At 57.6% G+C, this 17,708-nt stretch carries 15 protein-coding genes; 8 read left to right on the forward strand and 7 right to left on the reverse strand.

The window, feature by feature from the left end:
* Nucleotides 1-21: 21 nt before the first annotated feature.
* From LCM21_RS08180 to LCM21_RS08200, 5 genes are all read left to right on the forward strand, one after another.
* The gene (locus LCM21_RS08180; RefSeq protein WP_224890164.1) at nt 22-2,010 is read left to right on the forward strand and encodes a family 1 glycosylhydrolase; all 1,989 of its coding nucleotides are present in this window, start codon (nt 22-24) and stop codon (nt 2,008-2,010) included.
* A gap of 39 nt (nt 2,011-2,049) precedes the next feature.
* Nucleotides 2,050-2,976 carry a carbohydrate kinase family protein gene (locus LCM21_RS08185; protein WP_068334050.1) on the forward strand — a complete coding sequence of 309 codons (927 nt, stop codon included), beginning with the start codon at nt 2,050-2,052 and terminating at the stop codon, nt 2,974-2,976.
* Nucleotides 2,977-2,992: 16 nt separating this feature from the next.
* Entirely contained in the window at nt 2,993-3,664 is a 672-nt protein-coding gene (locus LCM21_RS08190; RefSeq protein ID WP_224890165.1) for a D-lyxose/D-mannose family sugar isomerase, read from the forward strand.
* Between the two features lie 113 nt (nt 3,665-3,777).
* Nucleotides 3,778-4,041 carry a hypothetical protein gene (locus tag LCM21_RS08195; protein WP_224890166.1) on the forward strand — a complete coding sequence of 88 codons (264 nt, stop codon included), beginning with the start codon at nt 3,778-3,780 and terminating at the stop codon, nt 4,039-4,041.
* 3 nt (nt 4,042-4,044) lie between these two features.
* On the forward strand, nt 4,045-4,518 hold the full coding sequence (locus tag LCM21_RS08200; protein ID WP_224890167.1) for a phage holin family protein: 474 nt from the start codon (nt 4,045-4,047) through the stop codon (nt 4,516-4,518).
* 3 nt (nt 4,519-4,521) lie between these two features.
* Here LCM21_RS08200 and LCM21_RS08205 read toward each other — a convergent pair whose 3' ends face one another.
* From LCM21_RS08205 to LCM21_RS08225, 5 genes are all read right to left on the reverse strand, one after another.
* On the reverse strand, nt 4,522-5,694 hold the full coding sequence (locus LCM21_RS08205; protein ID WP_224890168.1) for an acetate/propionate family kinase: 1,173 nt from the start codon (nt 5,692-5,694) through the stop codon (nt 4,522-4,524).
* Nucleotides 5,687-7,081 (reverse strand): bifunctional enoyl-CoA hydratase/phosphate acetyltransferase, encoded by a 1,395-nt coding sequence (locus tag LCM21_RS08210; protein WP_224890169.1) that lies wholly within the window; start codon nt 7,079-7,081, stop codon nt 5,687-5,689. Before LCM21_RS08210 ends, LCM21_RS08205 begins: the two co-directional genes overlap by 8 nt.
* A complete protein-coding gene (locus tag LCM21_RS08215) occupies nt 7,078-9,501 on the reverse strand; it encodes a DUF3141 domain-containing protein (protein ID WP_224890170.1) in 2,424 nt (807 codons plus the stop codon). Before LCM21_RS08215 ends, LCM21_RS08210 begins: the two co-directional genes overlap by 4 nt.
* An 11-nt stretch (nt 9,502-9,512) precedes the next feature.
* Entirely contained in the window at nt 9,513-10,277 is a 765-nt protein-coding gene (fabI, locus tag LCM21_RS08220) for an enoyl-ACP reductase FabI (protein ID WP_224890171.1), read from the reverse strand.
* A 214-nt stretch (nt 10,278-10,491) separates the two neighbouring features.
* Nucleotides 10,492-11,421: a GlxA family transcriptional regulator gene (locus tag LCM21_RS08225; RefSeq protein WP_224890172.1), complete on the reverse strand. Its 930-nt coding sequence runs from the start codon at nt 11,419-11,421 to the stop codon at nt 10,492-10,494.
* A 96-nt stretch (nt 11,422-11,517) separates the two neighbouring features.
* Between LCM21_RS08225 and LCM21_RS08230 the strand changes: the two genes are divergently transcribed.
* Genes LCM21_RS08230 through LCM21_RS08240 form a run of 3 tightly spaced genes read left to right on the forward strand, consistent with a single transcriptional unit; the run spans nt 11,518 to nt 15,479 of the window.
* Nucleotides 11,518-12,678: an acyl-CoA dehydrogenase family protein gene (locus LCM21_RS08230; protein WP_224890173.1), complete on the forward strand. Its 1,161-nt coding sequence runs from the start codon at nt 11,518-11,520 to the stop codon at nt 12,676-12,678.
* Between the two features lie 2 nt (nt 12,679-12,680).
* A complete protein-coding gene (locus LCM21_RS08235) occupies nt 12,681-14,696 on the forward strand; it encodes an acetate--CoA ligase family protein (protein WP_224890174.1) in 2,016 nt (671 codons plus the stop codon).
* 3 nt (nt 14,697-14,699) lie between these two features.
* Nucleotides 14,700-15,479: a carnitinyl-CoA dehydratase gene (locus LCM21_RS08240; RefSeq protein ID WP_224890175.1), complete on the forward strand. Its 780-nt coding sequence runs from the start codon at nt 14,700-14,702 to the stop codon at nt 15,477-15,479.
* A 4-nt stretch (nt 15,480-15,483) separates the two neighbouring features.
* Here the strand turns inward: LCM21_RS08240 and LCM21_RS08245 are convergent, their stop codons facing one another.
* A complete protein-coding gene (locus LCM21_RS08245) occupies nt 15,484-16,725 on the reverse strand; it encodes an acyl-CoA dehydrogenase family protein (RefSeq protein ID WP_224890176.1) in 1,242 nt (413 codons plus the stop codon).
* A gap of 203 nt (nt 16,726-16,928) precedes the next feature.
* The gene (trhA, locus tag LCM21_RS08250; RefSeq protein ID WP_224890177.1) at nt 16,929-17,597 is read right to left on the reverse strand and encodes a PAQR family membrane homeostasis protein TrhA; all 669 of its coding nucleotides are present in this window, start codon (nt 17,595-17,597) and stop codon (nt 16,929-16,931) included.
* Between the last annotated feature and the right edge of the window lie 111 nt (nt 17,598-17,708).

The following is a 17,708-nucleotide window of genomic DNA, read 5'->3' on the forward strand; positions in this document are numbered from 1 at the left end:
CGGTCCAAACAGGTTCTGACGATGAAATACAACCGTTCTGATTTCCCTTCGGATTTCCTTTTTGGTGTCGCATCCTCTGGCGGACAGGATTTCGAACTGGTGCAACGTACCGGGTTTGACTGTTGTTCGTTCCAGATTGACTGGACCCGTGTCCTACCCGACGGGCGCGGTGCGGTGAACGAGGCCGGGCTGGACGTTTACGACCGCCTGGCCGACACGATGCTGGCGGGTGGAATTCGCCCCTGCGCCACGCTCCATAACGGGGAACTGCCAGCGGTGTTAATGGATATGGGCGGGTGGCGTAACCGCGATGTCGCCGGGTGGTTCGCAGACTTTACCGACTTGGTCATGAGTCGGATTGGCGATCGGATTTTCAGCGTCGCACCTATTAGTTTACCGTCGCATGCAGTGGGAGCTCATAGTGGCAAGAGCCCCGCGCCCGGTCAACAAGACACCCGTACCGCCACCCGCACGATGCACCACATGATGCTGGCACATGGCAATGCCATCAACGCGATGCGTGGACTTGGCATGACCAATCTTGGGGCTGAAATCGGCAATCCAATCAATGACAATCGGCCGTTGTGGGATTGCATATTCAAAAAGGCCTATCCAGATACCTTGCTAAAGCGTCTAGAACCCCACCTGCCTGTCGGGTGGCAAGACGACTTGGGCATAATTGGTGCCGCGCTAGACTGGTGCGCGCTAGGCTACACCGTGCAAGATCAGGTCAAACCAGCCGACCTGGAGTGTGTCCAACAGGACTATACTCGGGATCTGCCGGTCTACGTTTTTGATAATCGCACAGCCAACTCATTGCACCTGCAGCATGACGATTGGACTCGCGACGTTGACCTTCACCTGACGGCAGTGCACGACGCACTGGAGAAGGGTGTTCCGATCACGGGATACTTTGCGCGCGCCGTGCCCGACATTGACAAAGCTGGACCTCATAACTTTGCTCCAATGCTGAAAACCGTTCTGGCAGGTGGCTCTGTGTCATTGCCTTTGGCGCAGCCTGTTGGCGCTATGCATGCGCATTGGAACCTTGTGGCCGATATCGGCGGCACCAATACGCGGCTGGGTGTGGTTACGGATGGTAAAGTGACAGACCTGCGCAAATTCCCGACCGGAACTCTGCCCGAGTTGCTGGAAGCCTTTCAGATCCTGCGCGATGAGATTGGCACCAATCCGCGCGCCGTCGTTGCCGCAGGTGCTGGGCCGGTAAAAGACGGGACGATCAGCCTGACGAATGCAAAGCTCGACCTGTCCGAGGCTGACATCGGCAAGGCTACCGGCGCGCAGCATACATTTGTGGTCAATGACTTCACCGCAGCCGCGTGGTCGGTGGCCGAGATCACCGGTGATGATGTCGAGGTGTTGCAAGGTGCCCCGACCCCACCCCAAGGTACCCGTTTGGTTGTGGGTCCGGGCACCGGCCTTGGTGTTGGCGCGCTGGTATTTTCCGAAGGCCGCTACCACACCGCGTCTGGCGAAGGTGGCCATGTCGGACTGGCGCCTCGTCGTGAAGATGAGGTCGAGATTTTCCGCGCCGCCCGCCACATCGCGCCGGAGTGTTTTTTTGACGACACATTGGTGCTTGAGGCAGAGATGTTCCTCAGCGGCACGGGTCTTCCGATCCTGTACAAGGCTACCGGTATCGCCGCAGGACATCCAAACACTCCAATGCGCAGCGCCAAGGACATTTTGCAGGATGCCCGCATGCAGACCGATCCAATCGCCGAAAAGGCAGCACATATGTTCACCACCCACCTGGGCGCGGTGATGGGAGACCTTGCTGTGGCCTTGATGCCGACGGGTGGCGTCTTCCTTGTGGGCGGGGTTGCTGAAAAAAACCGTTGGTTGTTCAAGGATACGTTCCGTGAAGCGTTTAATGCGGGTGGTCGTTTCACGGGATTGCGGCGGTCGATGAACTTATACGTATCGGAACAGGATGAATTTGGCATTGTTGGCGCTAACAACTTCTGCAAAAGTGCGCTTGAACGCTAGAATGACCCCATGCACCAATTTAAGCAGAAAGGACCCGGCATGATCCTGTGCTGCGGCGAAGCCCTGATCGATATGATCGCCACGCCGACCGTTTCGGGCGGTGACGGGTTCGTGCCCCATTCCGGCGGCGCTGTTTTCAACACGGCCATTGCACTGGGGCGATTGGGGTCTTCGGTTGGAATGTTGACTGGTCTCTCGTCCGATATGTTCGGGGACCAATTGGCACGCGCATTGAAAGACAGCCATGTAGATACAAGTCATGTGATCCGATCGGATCGGCCCACCACACTGGCTTTTGTGCAGCTGAAGGACGGGCACGCCACCTACAGTTTCATGGACGAGAATTCTGCCGGGCGCATGCTCACCCCCGAGGATATGCCCGTTCAACTGCCCGCCATATCGGCCTTGTACTTCGGCGGGATCAGCCTGGCGTGCGAACCCTGCGCCGATGCCTATGCCGCGTTGATGAACCAGCATGCGGCGGATCGGGCCGTAATGATAGATCCAAATATCCGCCCTGATTTCATCAAGGATCAAACCCGTTATCGCAGCCGTCTGAATCGCATGATTGCTCAGGCCGACATCGTCAAGGTCTCGGACGAAGATCTGGATTGGATTGTTCCCGGCCCGGAAAGCACGGACGAGAAAGTGCCGCTGCTGTTACAGGCTGGCCCGGCCATAGTCATCGTGACGCGCGGCAGTGACGGCGCATCAGGCTATCTGGCGGACGGTTCCACAACCTCGGTCCCGGTTCAGCCGGTAGATGTTGTCGATACCGTGGGTGCCGGTGACACATTCAACGCCGGGGTTCTTGCCGAACTTGATCGCAGCGGTCATCTGACCAAGACCGCCTTGCGGTCCCTGCCGGCGGAAACGTTGCGCGCCGCGCTTTCCAAGGGCGCAGCCGTCGCCGCCATCACAGTATCCCGCGCCGGGGCGAACCCGCCTTGGGCGCACGAGCTTTGACCGCTGAGGGAATCCAATGAAACGTTCTGAAATCAACGCCATCAAATCCGAGGCCGAGGCCTTTATCCGCTCATTCGGTGCTGTCCTGCCACCCTTTGCAAACTGGTCCCCCGACCAGATGCGCAGCGATAAGGCCGCCGGTATTCGCGACCGTGGCCTTGGATGGGACATTACCGATTATGGGCAAGGTCGCTTTGACGAACTGGGCCTGTTCCTTTTCACCCTGCGCAACGGCGATGTGAGCGATCTGAACAGTGGCCGGGGTATGCTCTATGCTGAAAAGCTGCTGGTGTCGCGGGACAAACAGTTGTCACCGATGCATCGCCACATCGTAAAGGCCGAAGATATCATCAACCGTGGCGGCGGCGATCTGGTGATGGAGATTTATGCCTCAGACGCTGATGGTGGAGTCGACCGCGACACTCCTGTTATCGTGCCCAGCGATGGTTGTCCGGTGACGATCAAACCCGGTGAATTGCTGCGTCTGAAACCGGGTGAAAGTGTCACCCTCATGCCCGGCATTTGGCATGCGTTCTGGGCGGAAAAGGGCGATTGTCTGATTGGCGAGGTCTCAACCGTGAATGATGATCGCACCGACAACGTATTTGAAGATCCCATCCCGCGGTTCGCTACAATCGAGGAAGACGTCGCGCCCGATTTCCTTCTGGTGGCAGACTATTTCAGCTAAAGCGTTAAGCTTCTTTTCTTAAATCGGAAAAACGCATTATCATGGTTCTCGACAACAGGCTGGGGTCTATGCTCTGGCCCTGAGGGCACACTTGATGTGAGAGGACCGGTTGGATGGTAACGAAAGCCGAACTAGAAGCCGAGGTCGCCGACCTGCGCCGGCAACTGGCTGAGCAGACCGCAGCCACGAAGCAAGCGGCTGCGCCAGAGACGCACGGCTCGATGGCCGACAAGATAGCCGAAAATATCGACGACTGGGCCGGGCAGCTAGAAGAAGCGCTGAATGAACTGGAAGACCTGCCGCAAAAGAGGCCAATCCTGTTTGCCGTTGGAATTTTCGCGATTGGCTATCTGCTGGGCCGGTCCGGTAGGAGCTGAACCATGAGCCGCATTTCCCGTAATATCTCGATCATTCTGCGCGCCGAACGGCTGATAGCCCAACGTCACATCGCCGTGGCCGCACGGCGGACCGGGTTCTTTGCCGCGGCGGGGCTGGCTGTCGGCCTTGCTGTCATCATGCTCAACGTGGCCGGTTTCTTCTGGCTGTCAGCGAGCTTGTCCAAGCCATTGGCGGCATTGATCATGGCCGGGGTGAACCTGTTGCTTGCCTTGGTATTGGCCCTGTTGGCCAATATGCAAGACGCTCAGGCAGATACGACAGCGGCGGTCGAATTGCGTGATATGGCATTGCAAGACATCGAAACAGAGATCAAGGACACCCTTTCTGACGCCCGCAACACCGTAACGGGTATCCGGCGCGATCCACTTGGTATTTTGACCCCGGATGTCATCAGTGCCGTTTTGGGAATACTGATCAAGTTCGCCAAGCGCAAAAAAGACAAACCCGATCCCTAACGCCTATTGCACCATTCGTGCCGCTGCGCGAGCGATCACCATCTCTTCATTTGTGGGAATCCTGAGAATACGGACCCGGCTGAAATCTGTCGACAGCACTGTGCCGTTATCCGCGTTCCTGTTCGGGTCGATTTCAATTCCGATCCAGCGCATCCCTTCGCAAATTCTGCGACGAATCTGAGCTGCGTTTTCACCAATTCCGCCCGTGAAAACCAGCGCATCCAATCCTTCCAAAGCAGCGGACAAAGCCCCAAGTTCACGGCGAATGCGGAACACGTAATAGTCGATCGCCCTGCGCGCCTCGGGCGTTTCAGCAGCAAGCAATGTACGCATGTCCGACGAAAGCCCTGACAGACCCAGCAATCCGGACTTGCGGTAAAGGGTATCGGCGATTTCGTCCGCGCTCATGCCTTCTTGCTGCATCATGTAGAGGACGACGCCCGGGTCCAGTTGGCCGCTGCGCGTGCCCATCGGCAGCCCGTCAAGCGCGGAAAAGCCCATGGTCGAGGCGACAGCGCGCCCACCCGACACCGCGCACATGGAGGCACCATTGCCCAGATGAGCGATGACCACGCGACCATCGTAGAGGCTTGGGGCAATCTCTTTCAGTTTTTGCGTGATGTAATCGTAGCTTAGGCCGTGAAACCCGTACCGACGCACTCCCTTTTCGTAATAGCTTAGCGGCAGGGCAAAAGTATCGTTTACCCATGGATGGGTCCGGTGGAACGCAGTGTCAAAACACGCCACCTGCGCTGTCCCGGGAAACGCATCGATGGCAGCACCTATACCGGTAAGGCTGAAGGGTTGATGCAGCGGCGCAAAGGGAATGAAACCTGCCAAAACATCCATAACCTTCTGATCAACAAGAACGGGTTCGGAATAGACCGCCCCGCCATGCACGACCCGGTGGCCCACAGCGCGGATGTTGATATCTGGCAGTTGTTCGCGCGCCATCTCAAGAAACGCACGGATTGCTTCATCATGGCTTTGAGTTTTGGCAAGCGGCTGATTGATCGTCTGCCCATCTGTGGATTTCGCCAATAGGCGCGGCGCGTCACCCAGACGTTCGATCTGACCATGCCAGCGCACGCAGGGGAGGTTGTTCTCGGCCAGTTCATACAACCCGAATTTCAGCGAAGAGGAACCGGCATTCAGCGCAAGAACATGGTCAACCATGTATTTTGCCCTTGTTCGCCTGCGCATGCAGGGCCGCCACCGCGCAGGAGGCCAGCCGCGAAGCATCGTCGTCTGCCCGCGACGTCAGGATAATCGGTGCAGCGGCGCCGACGACGATCCCCGCCGCCTCGGCATGTGACATATAGGTAAGCTGTTTCGCCACCATGTTCCCCGCTTCGATATTCGGAGCCACAAGGATATCCGCCGACCCGGCGACCTGAGACGTGATGCCCTTTGTGCGTGCTGCGTTCAGGTCGACCGCATTGTCCATGGCAAGCGGCCCATCAACCATTCCGCCAGTGATCTGCCCCCGCTCGGCCATTTTTGACAGCAGCGCTGCATCCACCGAAGATTGCATATGCGGGTTGATCGTCTCGACCGCCGAAAGCACTCCGACCTTGGGCGTTTCAATCCCGATGGACTGCGCGAGGCGGATGGCGTTTTGCACGATATCGGCCTTTGTCTCAAGGTCGGGGGCGATGTTGACGGCGGCATCCGTCACCATGATGGGTCGTGAAAACCCCGGAACATCCATAACAAACACGTGCGACAAGCGGCGACTTGTCCGCAGACCCCTTTCGCGGCGCAGAACCGCGTGCAGCAAGACATCCGTGTGCAAATGACCCTTCATCAAGGTTTGCGCCCGGCCTTCTACCACGAGGTCCACCGCCTTATGCGCAGCGACTTCGTGGCTTGTGGCTTCGATCACTTCGATTCCCGACAGGTCAGCCTCCAGCGCTGCTGCGGCGGCGGCAATCTTTTCAGGATCGCCCACAAGGATCGGTGTAATGATACTTTTGGAATGACCCAGCAAGGCACCGCCCAGTGCATTCGGTTCTTCCGGTGCAACCACGGCAGTTGGCATGGGCTCCAGTGGCTCTGCCTTCGCTATCAACGCATCAAAATGCCGATGACGCTGGACGATAAGGCCCGGAACCTCGACCGAGTCAAAAGCCATGTGCTTGGCCGGGGGCGTCACCTGCACTTCACCGCTGAGGATCAGGGCATTGTCACTTACGCGGCGCACTTCGGCGGCGCAGCGGAGATCGCCGTCAGAAAGCTTTTCAACCACGGTGACACCTGCGGTCAACTCGTCACCAGCGATCACAGGAACATGAAAGGACAGGTTCACCCGGCGGGTCTGTGTTCCCGCACCCGGCAGGATATTGCCCAGAACCGCAGCGATCAGACCAGCGGGCCAAAGCGCGGGCGCGACCGCCTCGGGGCGGCCATCGCCATCACCGTCATAGCCAGCAAGGTGCAAGGGGTTATGATTGCCAGACGCTGATGCAAACGCATATAGATCGTCGATTGTGCAAAGTCGGGTCAGCTGCGCTGTTTCCCCGACCTCTACCTGAGCGAAAGTGCGGTTTTCCCTAATCTTCATTTTGACTTGGCCTTGTTTTCAGTCATGTCCTCGCGTTCCTGCGGGTCGGATGCGGGTTTGGCCGGAGTGTCGGATTTCTGTTGGCCCTCAGCAAGATCGAGTTTTTTGTAAAGCGCATGGGCCATCTCGACAAGCTTGGCTGAAGGGTTGGGGATATCGCCCAGGATACGTTTGAGCAGATCAACCGCCTTTTGCCTGTCCGATGTCGACGGCAAAAGATCGGTTAGCGTATCCATCGCGCCTTGCTCGTCTAGGGTGACAATCACAGTCTGTTCGCGCAGCATGTACTGACGCTGCTGCACCGTCAGATCCTTGAAAGGGGCCTCATTTTTGAACACATGCGCCCAGCGGTGCAGAATTTCAGATTTGAAACTCTTGTTGCTTTTGGCCAGCAGAACCAAAAGACGTATGACAGCCTCGGCCAGCCCACCTTGTCTCATATGGGCCAATGCGGCTTCAACCTCGGGTAACGCTTTTAACGTTTCGGGATCGGGCAAGGTACGCAGCGCGGCATTTTTCTTTCCGAACCACGCAGCCAATGGACCCCCCCATAAAGAAAAGAACAGGCATTCGCACCAGGCATCCCGCAGATCGCGGCTCAGGTCCATCATCTGCTCAATCCAATCGGCTGTCTGCTTCTCAAGGACAAGGAATGGGTTATCCGGGCTGGCTGGCGCACGCTTATCCCGCACAGCCTGTGCCAACGGCTCAACGCCCTTCAACGCAGGGTTTGAAGATGACATCACCGCCCGCTGAACCCTCAGGGGATGCAGGTTTCGCAGGGCATTAGCCCCAACCGGAGTAGACGTAGACCGAACCAAGGGACGTCCGAAGGTTTCGTAGATGTTCGCCTGAACCTCGGACATATGCGCCACAGCGGCAAAGCTTGCCTCGTCATGCTGGCCGTCATCCAGTGCGGCCAGATCATCCATGGTCCGCTCATGGAACCGAACCTCGAACCGCTTGTCCTGGCCTTCGCCTTCGATGTTTTCGATCACCATCTCATACAGCCCCGGAGCCATCGCTTCGACCGTTTCCAGGGTCGAGGCCAGTTCGGTATGCTCTTTGCGCGCCACTTTGGACGACACGAAAATACCAAGATGACCGACCTCGTCATGCAGCATGTAGATGATCCGCTGACCGCGTATCCGGATTTCCTCTTCATCCGCATAGGTCGCAGCGATCCAGTTCAGCGCTTGTTGCGGCGGGGTGATGTTGTCACCCTGGCTGGCAAAAACGAAGATAGGTCCTTTGACCGCCTTGATGTCGATAGGCACACCCGGTTCCAGCTGCGCCGTGTTCTTGACCAACCGGTTTCCGACGAACAACTGCTCAACGATCCAGTGGATTTCGGCCTCGTTCAAAAGAAAATAGCCGCCCCACCAACGTTCAAAGTCGATAAAGCGTTTCCGTCCCTCGTCTGGTTCGCGGTAAAGATCGAAGTACTTCCCAATATAGTTCCGGCCGGGATTCAGCTGTTCGAAATTCATCACCAGATTGGCACCGTCGAATTGGCCCCCGCCTACGTCTGACCAGAACATCGGCTGCCACGTTCCACCCAGTACGCCTGCGATATAACGCATCGGGTTGTTGCCCACTTCGCCCGACCAGGGGGCGATCGGCGCTCCGTTCAGGATCAGCGGCCCGGTCAGATCAGGATTGCAGGCTGCCATCAACAATGTAGCCCATCCGCCCTGACAATTGCCTGTCACAACAGGTTGAGGGCTGTCGGGATGGCTCGCCCGAACGGAGCGGACAAACCCGGCCTCGGCATGCATCACATCAGCAAGTGTCTGGCCCGGAACAGGGTCGCGCCCGAAGCTTACGAAATAAACGGGGTGCTCCTTGGACAAGGCGACACCAACCTGACTGTCGTACTTAAAGCCGCCGATACCCCCGCCATGTCCCGCACGCGGGTCGATGATGATGTAAGGACGGCGCGTGTTATCAACCTCAATTCCATCGGGGGGCAGAATGCGCAGCAACTGATAGTTACAAGGTCGTTTCAGGGTCCTGCCGTCAACAATCACCTCATAGTCGTAGACAAGGACCGGAGGGCAGCCCTCGGCCTCATGCTCCAGGAATACGTCTCCCCGCTCGCGCAGCGTGTCCATTGTCAGCACCACACGCTGTGCGGCATCGTTCAGGTAGGCCGCCCAATCATCCAGAACCGAAGCCGAGCTTGCGATACAGTGTGAGACATCTGTTAAGCCTTCCATCAAATCCCGCGACCGCGCGGCATGGGTTTCGGTCATCCTTGCCGATTGCAACTGGGCCGATCGGGCCAAAAGGTTCCATTGGATACGTGACCGATCCGTTAGACGGGCCGCGATATCAGCCGTTCGGTCCGTTACTTCGGCCGCGCTTTCAACCATTTCAGAGCCAAGTTTAAACGAGGTCTTCTGTGCATTGGAAATCATGAGCCTCTCCTCTACCCGACGACGTTGTAACCGCCGTCAATCAGATGAATGCCGCCGGTGACGTTGAACGCCTCGGGGCTGGCCAGGAATGCGGCGTAAGCCCCGACATCCTCGATCGTCGCCAGATGATGGGTCGGCGCCCGCGCGGCGGCATCATCCAGAAGGGCGTCAAAGTCGGATAAACCCGACGCAGCCCGTGTCCGGAGCGGTCCGGGTGACAGCGCGTGAACGGATATTCCTTTGGCCCCCAACTCGCTTGCGGCATAGCGTACCGACGCCTCGAGCGCGGCCTTCACTGGACCCATTATGTTGTAGTTTTCGATGACGCGGGAGGCCCCAAGAAACGACACAGTCATACACGTGGCGCCCTGCCCCATCAGCGGTTCTGCCAGTCGGATCATCCGCAGGAAGGAATGCACCGAGATATCCATGGCCAGCCCGAACCCCTTAGGTGACGTGTCGATGACACGGCCATGCAGATCGTCGTGCGGCGCAAACGCGATGGAGTGCACCAGCGTATCCAGCCGACCCCAACGATGGGTGATCTCGTCAAACAGAGCCTTTGCCTGATCCGGGTCACGCACGTCCAGCGGCATTACAATCGGCGCGCCGATCTGTTCGGCAAGTACCCGCACATGAGGCGCGGCCTTTTCGTTCAGAAAAGTCAACGCGACTTCTGCCCCCTGCGCGTGCAAGGCGCGCGCAATTCCCCACGCGATGGACTGGTCGTTGGCGACGCCCAAGACGACAGCTTTCTTGCCTTCCAGCCTGAACATTCCACCCGTCCTCTGCAGTTTTCTGCGTCGCAGCATAGCTTGTTTAACAATGATACTCAATTTTATTGCTGCAACGCCGCATAGCAGCGAAATGTAACATGTAAATTTGGACAGATGGTCTAACGACAATTAGCATCGGTTCATTACAGACGGGCACGTTTATTAAACTAAACTCCTGACCCAGCCCTCCGATCCAGCACCAAACCTTCGCCGCCTACATCGCGTTTGGCAGACCTTTGCGAAATGTGGTCGGGGTCCGGCCAAACTCCGCCTTGAAGGCCCGCGTCATCGCGCTGGCATTCTCGTACCCGCAGCGGCCTGCGATTTCCGCAATGGATTGCTCGGTCTCTTCTGTCAGCTTTCGCGCAAGGTTCAATCGCAACCGCCGGTACAAGGCTTGTGGCGTGGTACGCAGCTCGGCCCGAACCCGCATCTCGATCCGTTTTTGAGAACAGCCGATTTTTCGGGCGAGGCTTGTAATTGACAAAGGCGTCTCAAGGTTGTTCTGCATAACCGCCAGCGCGCGGTTGACCAGGGTGTCTTCGGATTTCAATGGAAGAACATACCGGTCTGCAGCGTTGCGGCTCATCAGCAGATGCGCGACCTCCATCGGCAGCAGCGGGCCATGGTCCCGGCGTATCAGGGCCAAAGCCAGATCAAAAGCCGCCATCGCACCAGTACAGGTCAACCGGTTGCCGTCGATGACAAAACGTTCTTGCACGGCATCAACCGATGGAAAGGCTTCTTCAAACCGCATCAGTTCATCCCAATGGATTGTCGCGCGGTGATCATCAAGAAGGCCCGCACGTGCCAAAAGCCAGCTTCCTGTGTCCAGCCCGGCCAGTTGCGTATGGCGCCGGGCAGCCGAAAGCAACGCCCGAACAGTTTCCCGCGTGTCCAACGCCAAGTAACCGTAGGAGGGCATGACAACCAGCACATCACCACTTTGATCGCGCAAGGCACCATGCGGTGAAACTTCCAACCCGCTGGAACTTTGGACCGGACCACCGTCCAAAGAACAGTAATGCCACGAATACAATCTCTGCCGCGACAATGTGTTTGCGGCACGTAGCGGTTCAACCAAGTTTGCAAGGCAATGGTTCGAGAAGCCGTCAAAAAGCAAGATGTTGAAGCGGCAGTTCATTTTTTCCAACTCTGCACGGTAATCGCCCAATTCTGCATGTCGTCAGCCTGAGCTTTGACGTTTCATTCGTCAACCACAAACCTAGAAAGATGCGCCATGCAGTTTGGTCTGTCAGAAGAACAGGAAATGATCGTTTCGACGGTCCGTAGTTTCGTCGAAAATGAAATCTACCCGCACGAAGACTCTGTTGAGCGCAGCGGACAGGTTCCGCATGAACTGGGGGAACAGATCAAGCAGAAATGTATCGATCTGGGCTTTTATGCCTGCAACTTCCCCGAAGAGGTCGGGGGGGCGGGGCTGTCCCATCTGGATTTTACGTTGGTTGAACGTGAATTGGGACGCGGATCCATGGCGCTGACGCATTTCTTTGGCCGCCCGCAGAACATCCTGATGGCCTGCAACGACGAGCAGCGGGAACGCTATCTTCTACCCGCAGTGCGGGGTGAGAAGATGGACGCCCTGGCCATGACCGAACCGGATGCAGGATCGGATGTGCGCGGAATGAAATGTCAGGCCGTGCGCGATGGCGGCGACTGGGTCGTAAACGGCTCAAAGCACTTTATCTCGGGCGCCGAGCACGCAGACTTCTTTATCGTCTTCATTGCAACCGGCGTAGACGAAACTCCGAAAGGCCCGAAAAAGCGGATCACAACCTTTCTGGTGGATCGCGGCACGCCGGGGTTCGAAGTGCGCGAGGGGTATAACTCGGTCAGCCACAAGGGCTACAAGAATTACATCCTTTATTTCGATAATTGCCGCCTGCCCGATGCGCAGGTCCTGGGCGAGGTCGATGGCGGCTTTGCTGTGATGAACGAATGGCTTTACGCCACGCGCCTGACAGTTGCGGCCTTTTCGGTCGGGCGCGCGCGTCGCTGCTTTGACTATGCGCTGAACTATGCCGCCGAACGCAAGCAATTCGGCCAGCCGATTGGCAAGTTTCAGGGCGTCGGGTTCCAAATTGCCGACATGATCACCGAGATTGACGCGGCTGATTGGCTGACGCTGTCCGCGGCATGGCGTTTGGATCAGAAACTGCCTGCAAACCGTGAAATCGCCTCGGCCAAGCTTTATGCCTCAGAGATGTTGGCACGGGTGACTGACACGACGCTGCAAATCTTTGGCGGCATGGGTCTGATGGATGACTTCCCGATCGAACGGTTCTGGCGTGATGCGAGGGTTGAACGCATATGGGATGGGACCAGCGAAATTCAGCGCCATATCATCAGCCGTGATCTTCTGCGTCCGTTGGGCGCCTGAACATGAGCAAAGACTTAAACCGGCTGCTGCGCCCAAAATCCATCGCTGTAATCGGCGGCGGGGCATGGTGTCAGCAGGTCATCTTACAAGCTGAACGCATGGGATATGCCGGTCAAATCTGGCCGGTTCATCCCAAGGCACCTGAAATCGCGGGTCACGCGGTATTCACCCGTCTCGAAGACCTGCCCGAAGCCCCGGATGCCGTTTTCATCGGCATTAACAGGCACGCCACAATCGAGGCGGTGCACGCACTGTCAGCGATGGGCGCAGGTGGGGCCGTCTGTTTCGCCTCGGGCTTTTCCGAGGCGGTGGCCGAAGACACCACGGGCGGTGACCTGCAGGATCAGCTGATTGCCGCCGCTGGGGACATGCCCATTCTCGGCCCGAACTGCTATGGCTTTATCAACGCGCTGGATGGGGCGCTGTTGTGGCCGGATCAGCATGGGGCAAGACGGGTGGATAAGGGCGTTGCGATCCTGACCCAAAGCTCGAACATCTCAATCAATCTGACTATGCAGAAACGCGCCCTGCCCATAGCTTATATGGTCGCCTGTGGGAACATGGCGCAGACCAGCCAGGCTGAGATCGCATCAGCCCTGATCGACGACCCGCGCGTGACAGCCGTTGGTCTCCATATCGAAGGCTTCAAGAATATTCGCGAATGGGAGGCACTGGCTGCAAAGGCGTATCAGAAAGGTGTGCCACTGGTTGCCCTCAAAGTTGGCGCGTCAGAGCAGGCAAAAGCCGCGACCGTTTCACATACTGCGTCGCTGGCAGGCAGCGATGCAGGCGCGCAGGCATTGTTGGATCGGTTGGGAATACCGCGTGTGGCCTCCCTGCCCGACTTGTTGGAAACTTTGAAACTGCTGCATTGCTACGGCCCTCTGCCAGGTGGCAACATTGCCTCGATCAGCTGTTCCGGGGGTGAGGCCAGCCTGATTGCGGACATGGCTGTCGGCAGCGGTCTGACCTTTCCAAGCCTGAACAGTGATCAACGAACCCAACTGCGCGCGGCACTTGGGCCAATGGTTGCGTTGAATAACCCACTGGATTATCACACTTATATCTGGCGTGACGAAGGCGCAATGGCGCAGGCCTGGACCGGGATGACGGGCGACGACATTGATCTGACCGTGTCTATTGTCGACTATCCCACCACCGACCCTTCGGATTGGGTTTGCACAACGCGGGCTGCCCTTAATGTACACGCCAGCACGGGCGCGCGATTTGCAATTGCCGCCACATTGCCAGAACTCCTGCCCGAGGACATCGCGCAGGAGTTAATGTCCGGGGGCGTCGTTCCCTTGATGGGATTGCGCGAGGCTCTGTCCGCGATCCGCGCCGCCAGCCAGGTTTCTGCACCAGTACACGACCCCGTTTGCCTTCCGGGCAGGGCCAAGGCATCCACCACTCTGACCGAGGGCGAGGCAAAGCAGGCACTGGCCGCGTTTGGGCTATCAGTCCCGCGCAGCCATACGGTGCGCGGCGCGGCAGCGGCTTTGGCCGCTGCGCAAGAGATGACGGCGCCTTTCGCTATCAAAGGCGTCGGGCTTGCCCACAAATCCGAGCATGGCGCGGTTCGCCTGGGGGTCTCTGCCAAGGATGTCACGGATGTGGTCGCTGATATTGGAACGGATGAGGTTCTGATCGAAGAAATGGTCACTGGCGCCGTGGCCGAAGTTCTGGTTGGAATTGTCCGCGACCCGGCACACGGATTTGTCCTGACCCTTGGGGCGGGCGGTGTACTGACAGAGGTGCTGCGCGATACCGTGTCTTTGTTGGTTCCCAGCTCGGCGAGCGCGATCCGAGCGGCCCTGACAAAGCTGAACACTGCGCCTGTTCTGGCGGGCTATCGCGGTCAACCCGCGGCTGATATGGATGCAATCGTTGCTGCAGTGCAGGCCATTCAAGCCTATGTCATTGAAAATGCCGACACGCTTGCCGAGCTTGAGATTAACCCGCTTCTTTGCACGCCGGACAGAGCCGTTGCAGTGGATGCACTCATTAGAAAGGCCTGAGAAATGGACCCGATCAAAACCCGGCGTGACGGCGCCATTCTAGAGGTCACGCTGGATCGACCGAAAGCCAATGCCATTGATCTGGCGACCAGCCGCATCATGGGAGATGTCTTTGCCGAGTTCCGCGATGACCCGGAACTGCGCGTTGCAATCCTGACCGGTGCGGGTAACAAATTCTTCTGCCCCGGCTGGGATCTGAAAGCCGCCGCCGATGGGGATGCGGTCGATGGTGATTATGGCGTTGGCGGGTTCGGCGGTCTGCAGGAACTGCGCGACCTGAACAAACCGGTTATTGCGGCGGTCAATGGTATTGCCTGTGGCGGTGGCCTGGAACTGGCGTTGTCTGCTGACATGATCCTTGCCGCAGAGCACGCCACCTTTGCCCTGCCCGAAATCCGTTCAGGCACGGTTGCAGACGCGGCCAGCGTCAAACTGCCCAAGCGCATCCCCTATCACATCGCAATGGAGCTGCTGCTGACCGGGCGCTGGTTCGACGCCGAGGAAGCCAATCGGTGGGGGCTGGTGAACGAAATCATCGCCGCTGATCAACTGATCGACCGCGCGTGGGAGGTCGCCCGCCTTTTGGCCTCGGGTCCCCCACTGGTCTACGCGGCGATCAAGGAAATCGTCCGCGATGCCGAGGATGCCAAGTTCCAAGACACCATGAATCGCATCACCAAACGGCAGTTGCGCACGGTCGATGCCCTGTATGCCAGCGAAGACCAGATGGAAGGGGCGCGCGCCTTTGCGGAAAAGCGCGACCCGGTCTGGAAAGGCAAGTAATCGATCAGCGTTGTGGCGGTGTTAGCCACTGTGCCGACATGCCATAGTTGGTGCTTTTCAGTTCTTGTTTCGCAATGGCTTGCAAGTGAACCTCATCCGGCCCGTCGGCATAGCGCAAGGCCCGTGCCCATGTATAGCTATCGGCCAATGGCGTATCGGGTGTCATCCCCATCGCGCCAAACACCTGCATCGCGCGGTCAGTGACGGTCGCGTGCACATTGGGTGCAACAACCTTGATCAGCGAAATCTCACGCCGCGCCGCTTTGGCGCCCACCTGATCTATTTTCCAGGCCGCCTGCAACGTCAACAAACGGGCCTGTTCGATCTCGAGCCGCGATTTCGCGATCCATTCGCGGATCACGCCCTGTTCCGAGAGTTTCTTGCCAAAGGCCGTCCGCTCTTGCGCGCGTTCAACCATCAGCGACAGCGCCATTTCCGCCGCCCCGATCGAACGCATACAGTGATGAATGCGACCCGGTCCAAGCCGCGCCTGCGCCAGGGCAAAGCCGCTGCCTTCTTTGTCCAACAGATTCCCGGCGGGTACACGTACGTCCTTGAACAACAGCTCGGCGTGACCTTCGGGGTCATGCATGTTCAGGATTGTTGGGTTGCGGATAATCTCAAGACCCGGCGTATCCCTTGGAACAATCACCATGCTTTGTTGCTTGTGACGGTCGGCGCTGGGATCAGTCTTGCCCATCACAATGAACATCTTGGTATTTGGATGGCAGGCATTGGTGATAAACCACTTGCGGCCATTGATAACGTATTCATCCCCCTCGCGCCGGATCGAGGTCGTGATATTGGTCGCGTCCGAGCTGGCCACATCGGGTTCCGTCATCGCAAAAGACGACCGGATTTCGCCGTTCAGCAGCGGCACCAACCAGTCTTCGCGCTGCTGAGGTGTTGCGAACATATGCAACAATTCCATGTTGCCAGTATCGGGCGCATTACAGTTGAACACTTCTGACGACCAGCTGACCTGACCCATCAGTTCGGCCAAGGGCGCATATTCCAGATTGGTCAATCGCGTGCCCGGCTCATCATCGCGCAGCGCGGGCAAGAACAGGTTCCACAGCCCCTCGGACCGCGCTAAGGCCTTCAGTTCCTCCATGAAGGATACGGGAAAGATGCCCGCCTCGATCTGTTCTTTGTGGTCGCGGATGCGCGGATAGATATGCGCTTCCATAAAACCTTTTAGCTGGTCGCGGATTTCCACGGCGCGCTGTGTTGGGGCAAAATCCATTACGGTCCCTTTTCAGACTGGTGCAACAAGACGTTAGCTTGCCGGTACCCTAGCCGCGTCCCCTTTAATGTGAAATCGACTTATGCAATCTCGGACTAAAAAATTACATGGGATCACTGTGTCCGGAAAAACCCTTTGAGTTCCCTGGTTTTATTTCCGCTGTTTGTGAATGGGAGAGCCAAGCGGGTACTCAAAATCGCTTTTCAGGAAATCGCGTGTGGCACCCAGACGATCCGAACAAAGATCGCAAGAAAGAACAGCACGCTCCCCGTCAAAACGAACACATGCCAAATGGTGTTATGAAACGGCAGCCGCTCCAGCAAGTAGAACCCAACGCCCGCTGTATATACGACACCACCCGCGATGATCAGCCAGATTACCGTGGGTGAAAGCTCGGCTAGCATCGTTTGTCCGGCCCAGACAATCGCCCATCCCATCATCAGGTACAGAAACAGGCCAAACCACCGGAAACGGCTTGGGTCGATCAGCTTTAACACCGAACCGATCGTTGCCGAAGACCATAAACCGACCAACAGCCCCGGAGTTTGCCCTGCTGACAGTAGAACAAACGGCGTGTAGGTGCCGGCAATCTTCACGTAGATGCCCGAGTGATCAAGGCGCCGCAACACATTAGACCACCGATCGCTTTCCACCATGTTGTAAAGCGCCGAAAACGTCAGCATCATAACCAGTGTCGCGCCATAGATCGAGACGCCCAAAACAGCCTCGGGCTCGGTCCTGAGAAAGGCGGTGATCGTGATCAGAACCGGCACGGCCATGAGCGCCAACGCCACGCCTAATATGTGCACAACCCCGTCGCTGACGCGTTCTGCGCGGGTATAGGCCGGACGGATGTCTGTGAAACGCCACATACCTTAAAGGTAGGCCCGGAAACCGACGCGGGCAAGTTCAACGCGGGTGAATACAGGAAATCAGATTTTTTACCTGCTTGGTCAAACTCGACTGCCTGGACCAGTTTCTTT

This window comes from Ruegeria profundi, assembly GCF_020171505.1.
Classification (GTDB): Bacteria; Pseudomonadota; Alphaproteobacteria; order Rhodobacterales; family Rhodobacteraceae; genus Ruegeria; species Ruegeria profundi.

What these genes read in the sequence shown, in the direction of transcription:
- LCM21_RS08225 (WP_224890172.1), bottom strand. Translation starts at nt 11,421, where the DNA reads ATGAACTGCCGCTTCAACATCTTGCTTTTTGACGGCTTCTCGAACCAT.
- LCM21_RS08205 (WP_224890168.1), bottom strand. Translation starts at nt 5,694, where the DNA reads ATGGTTGACCATGTTCTTGCGCTGAATGCCGGTTCCTCTTCGCTGAAA.
- LCM21_RS08235 (WP_224890174.1), top strand. Translation starts at nt 12,681, where the DNA reads ATGAGCAAAGACTTAAACCGGCTGCTGCGCCCAAAATCCATCGCTGTA.
- LCM21_RS08190 (WP_224890165.1), top strand. Translation starts at nt 2,993, where the DNA reads ATGAAACGTTCTGAAATCAACGCCATCAAATCCGAGGCCGAGGCCTTT.
- LCM21_RS08215 (WP_224890170.1), bottom strand. Translation starts at nt 9,501, where the DNA reads ATGATTTCCAATGCACAGAAGACCTCGTTTAAACTTGGCTCTGAAATG.
- LCM21_RS08245 (WP_224890176.1), bottom strand. Translation starts at nt 16,725, where the DNA reads ATGGATTTTGCCCCAACACAGCGCGCCGTGGAAATCCGCGACCAGCTA.
- LCM21_RS08180 (WP_224890164.1), top strand. Translation starts at nt 22, where the DNA reads ATGAAATACAACCGTTCTGATTTCCCTTCGGATTTCCTTTTTGGTGTC.
- trhA (WP_224890177.1), bottom strand. Translation starts at nt 17,597, where the DNA reads ATGTGGCGTTTCACAGACATCCGTCCGGCCTATACCCGCGCAGAACGC.
- LCM21_RS08230 (WP_224890173.1), top strand. Translation starts at nt 11,518, where the DNA reads ATGCAGTTTGGTCTGTCAGAAGAACAGGAAATGATCGTTTCGACGGTC.
- LCM21_RS08185 (WP_068334050.1), top strand. Translation starts at nt 2,050, where the DNA reads ATGATCCTGTGCTGCGGCGAAGCCCTGATCGATATGATCGCCACGCCG.
- LCM21_RS08240 (WP_224890175.1), top strand. Translation starts at nt 14,700, where the DNA reads ATGGACCCGATCAAAACCCGGCGTGACGGCGCCATTCTAGAGGTCACG.
- fabI (WP_224890171.1), bottom strand. Translation starts at nt 10,277, where the DNA reads ATGTTCAGGCTGGAAGGCAAGAAAGCTGTCGTCTTGGGCGTCGCCAAC.
- LCM21_RS08210 (WP_224890169.1), bottom strand. Translation starts at nt 7,081, where the DNA reads ATGAAGATTAGGGAAAACCGCACTTTCGCTCAGGTAGAGGTCGGGGAA.
- LCM21_RS08200 (WP_224890167.1), top strand. Translation starts at nt 4,045, where the DNA reads ATGAGCCGCATTTCCCGTAATATCTCGATCATTCTGCGCGCCGAACGG.
- LCM21_RS08195 (WP_224890166.1), top strand. Translation starts at nt 3,778, where the DNA reads ATGGTAACGAAAGCCGAACTAGAAGCCGAGGTCGCCGACCTGCGCCGG.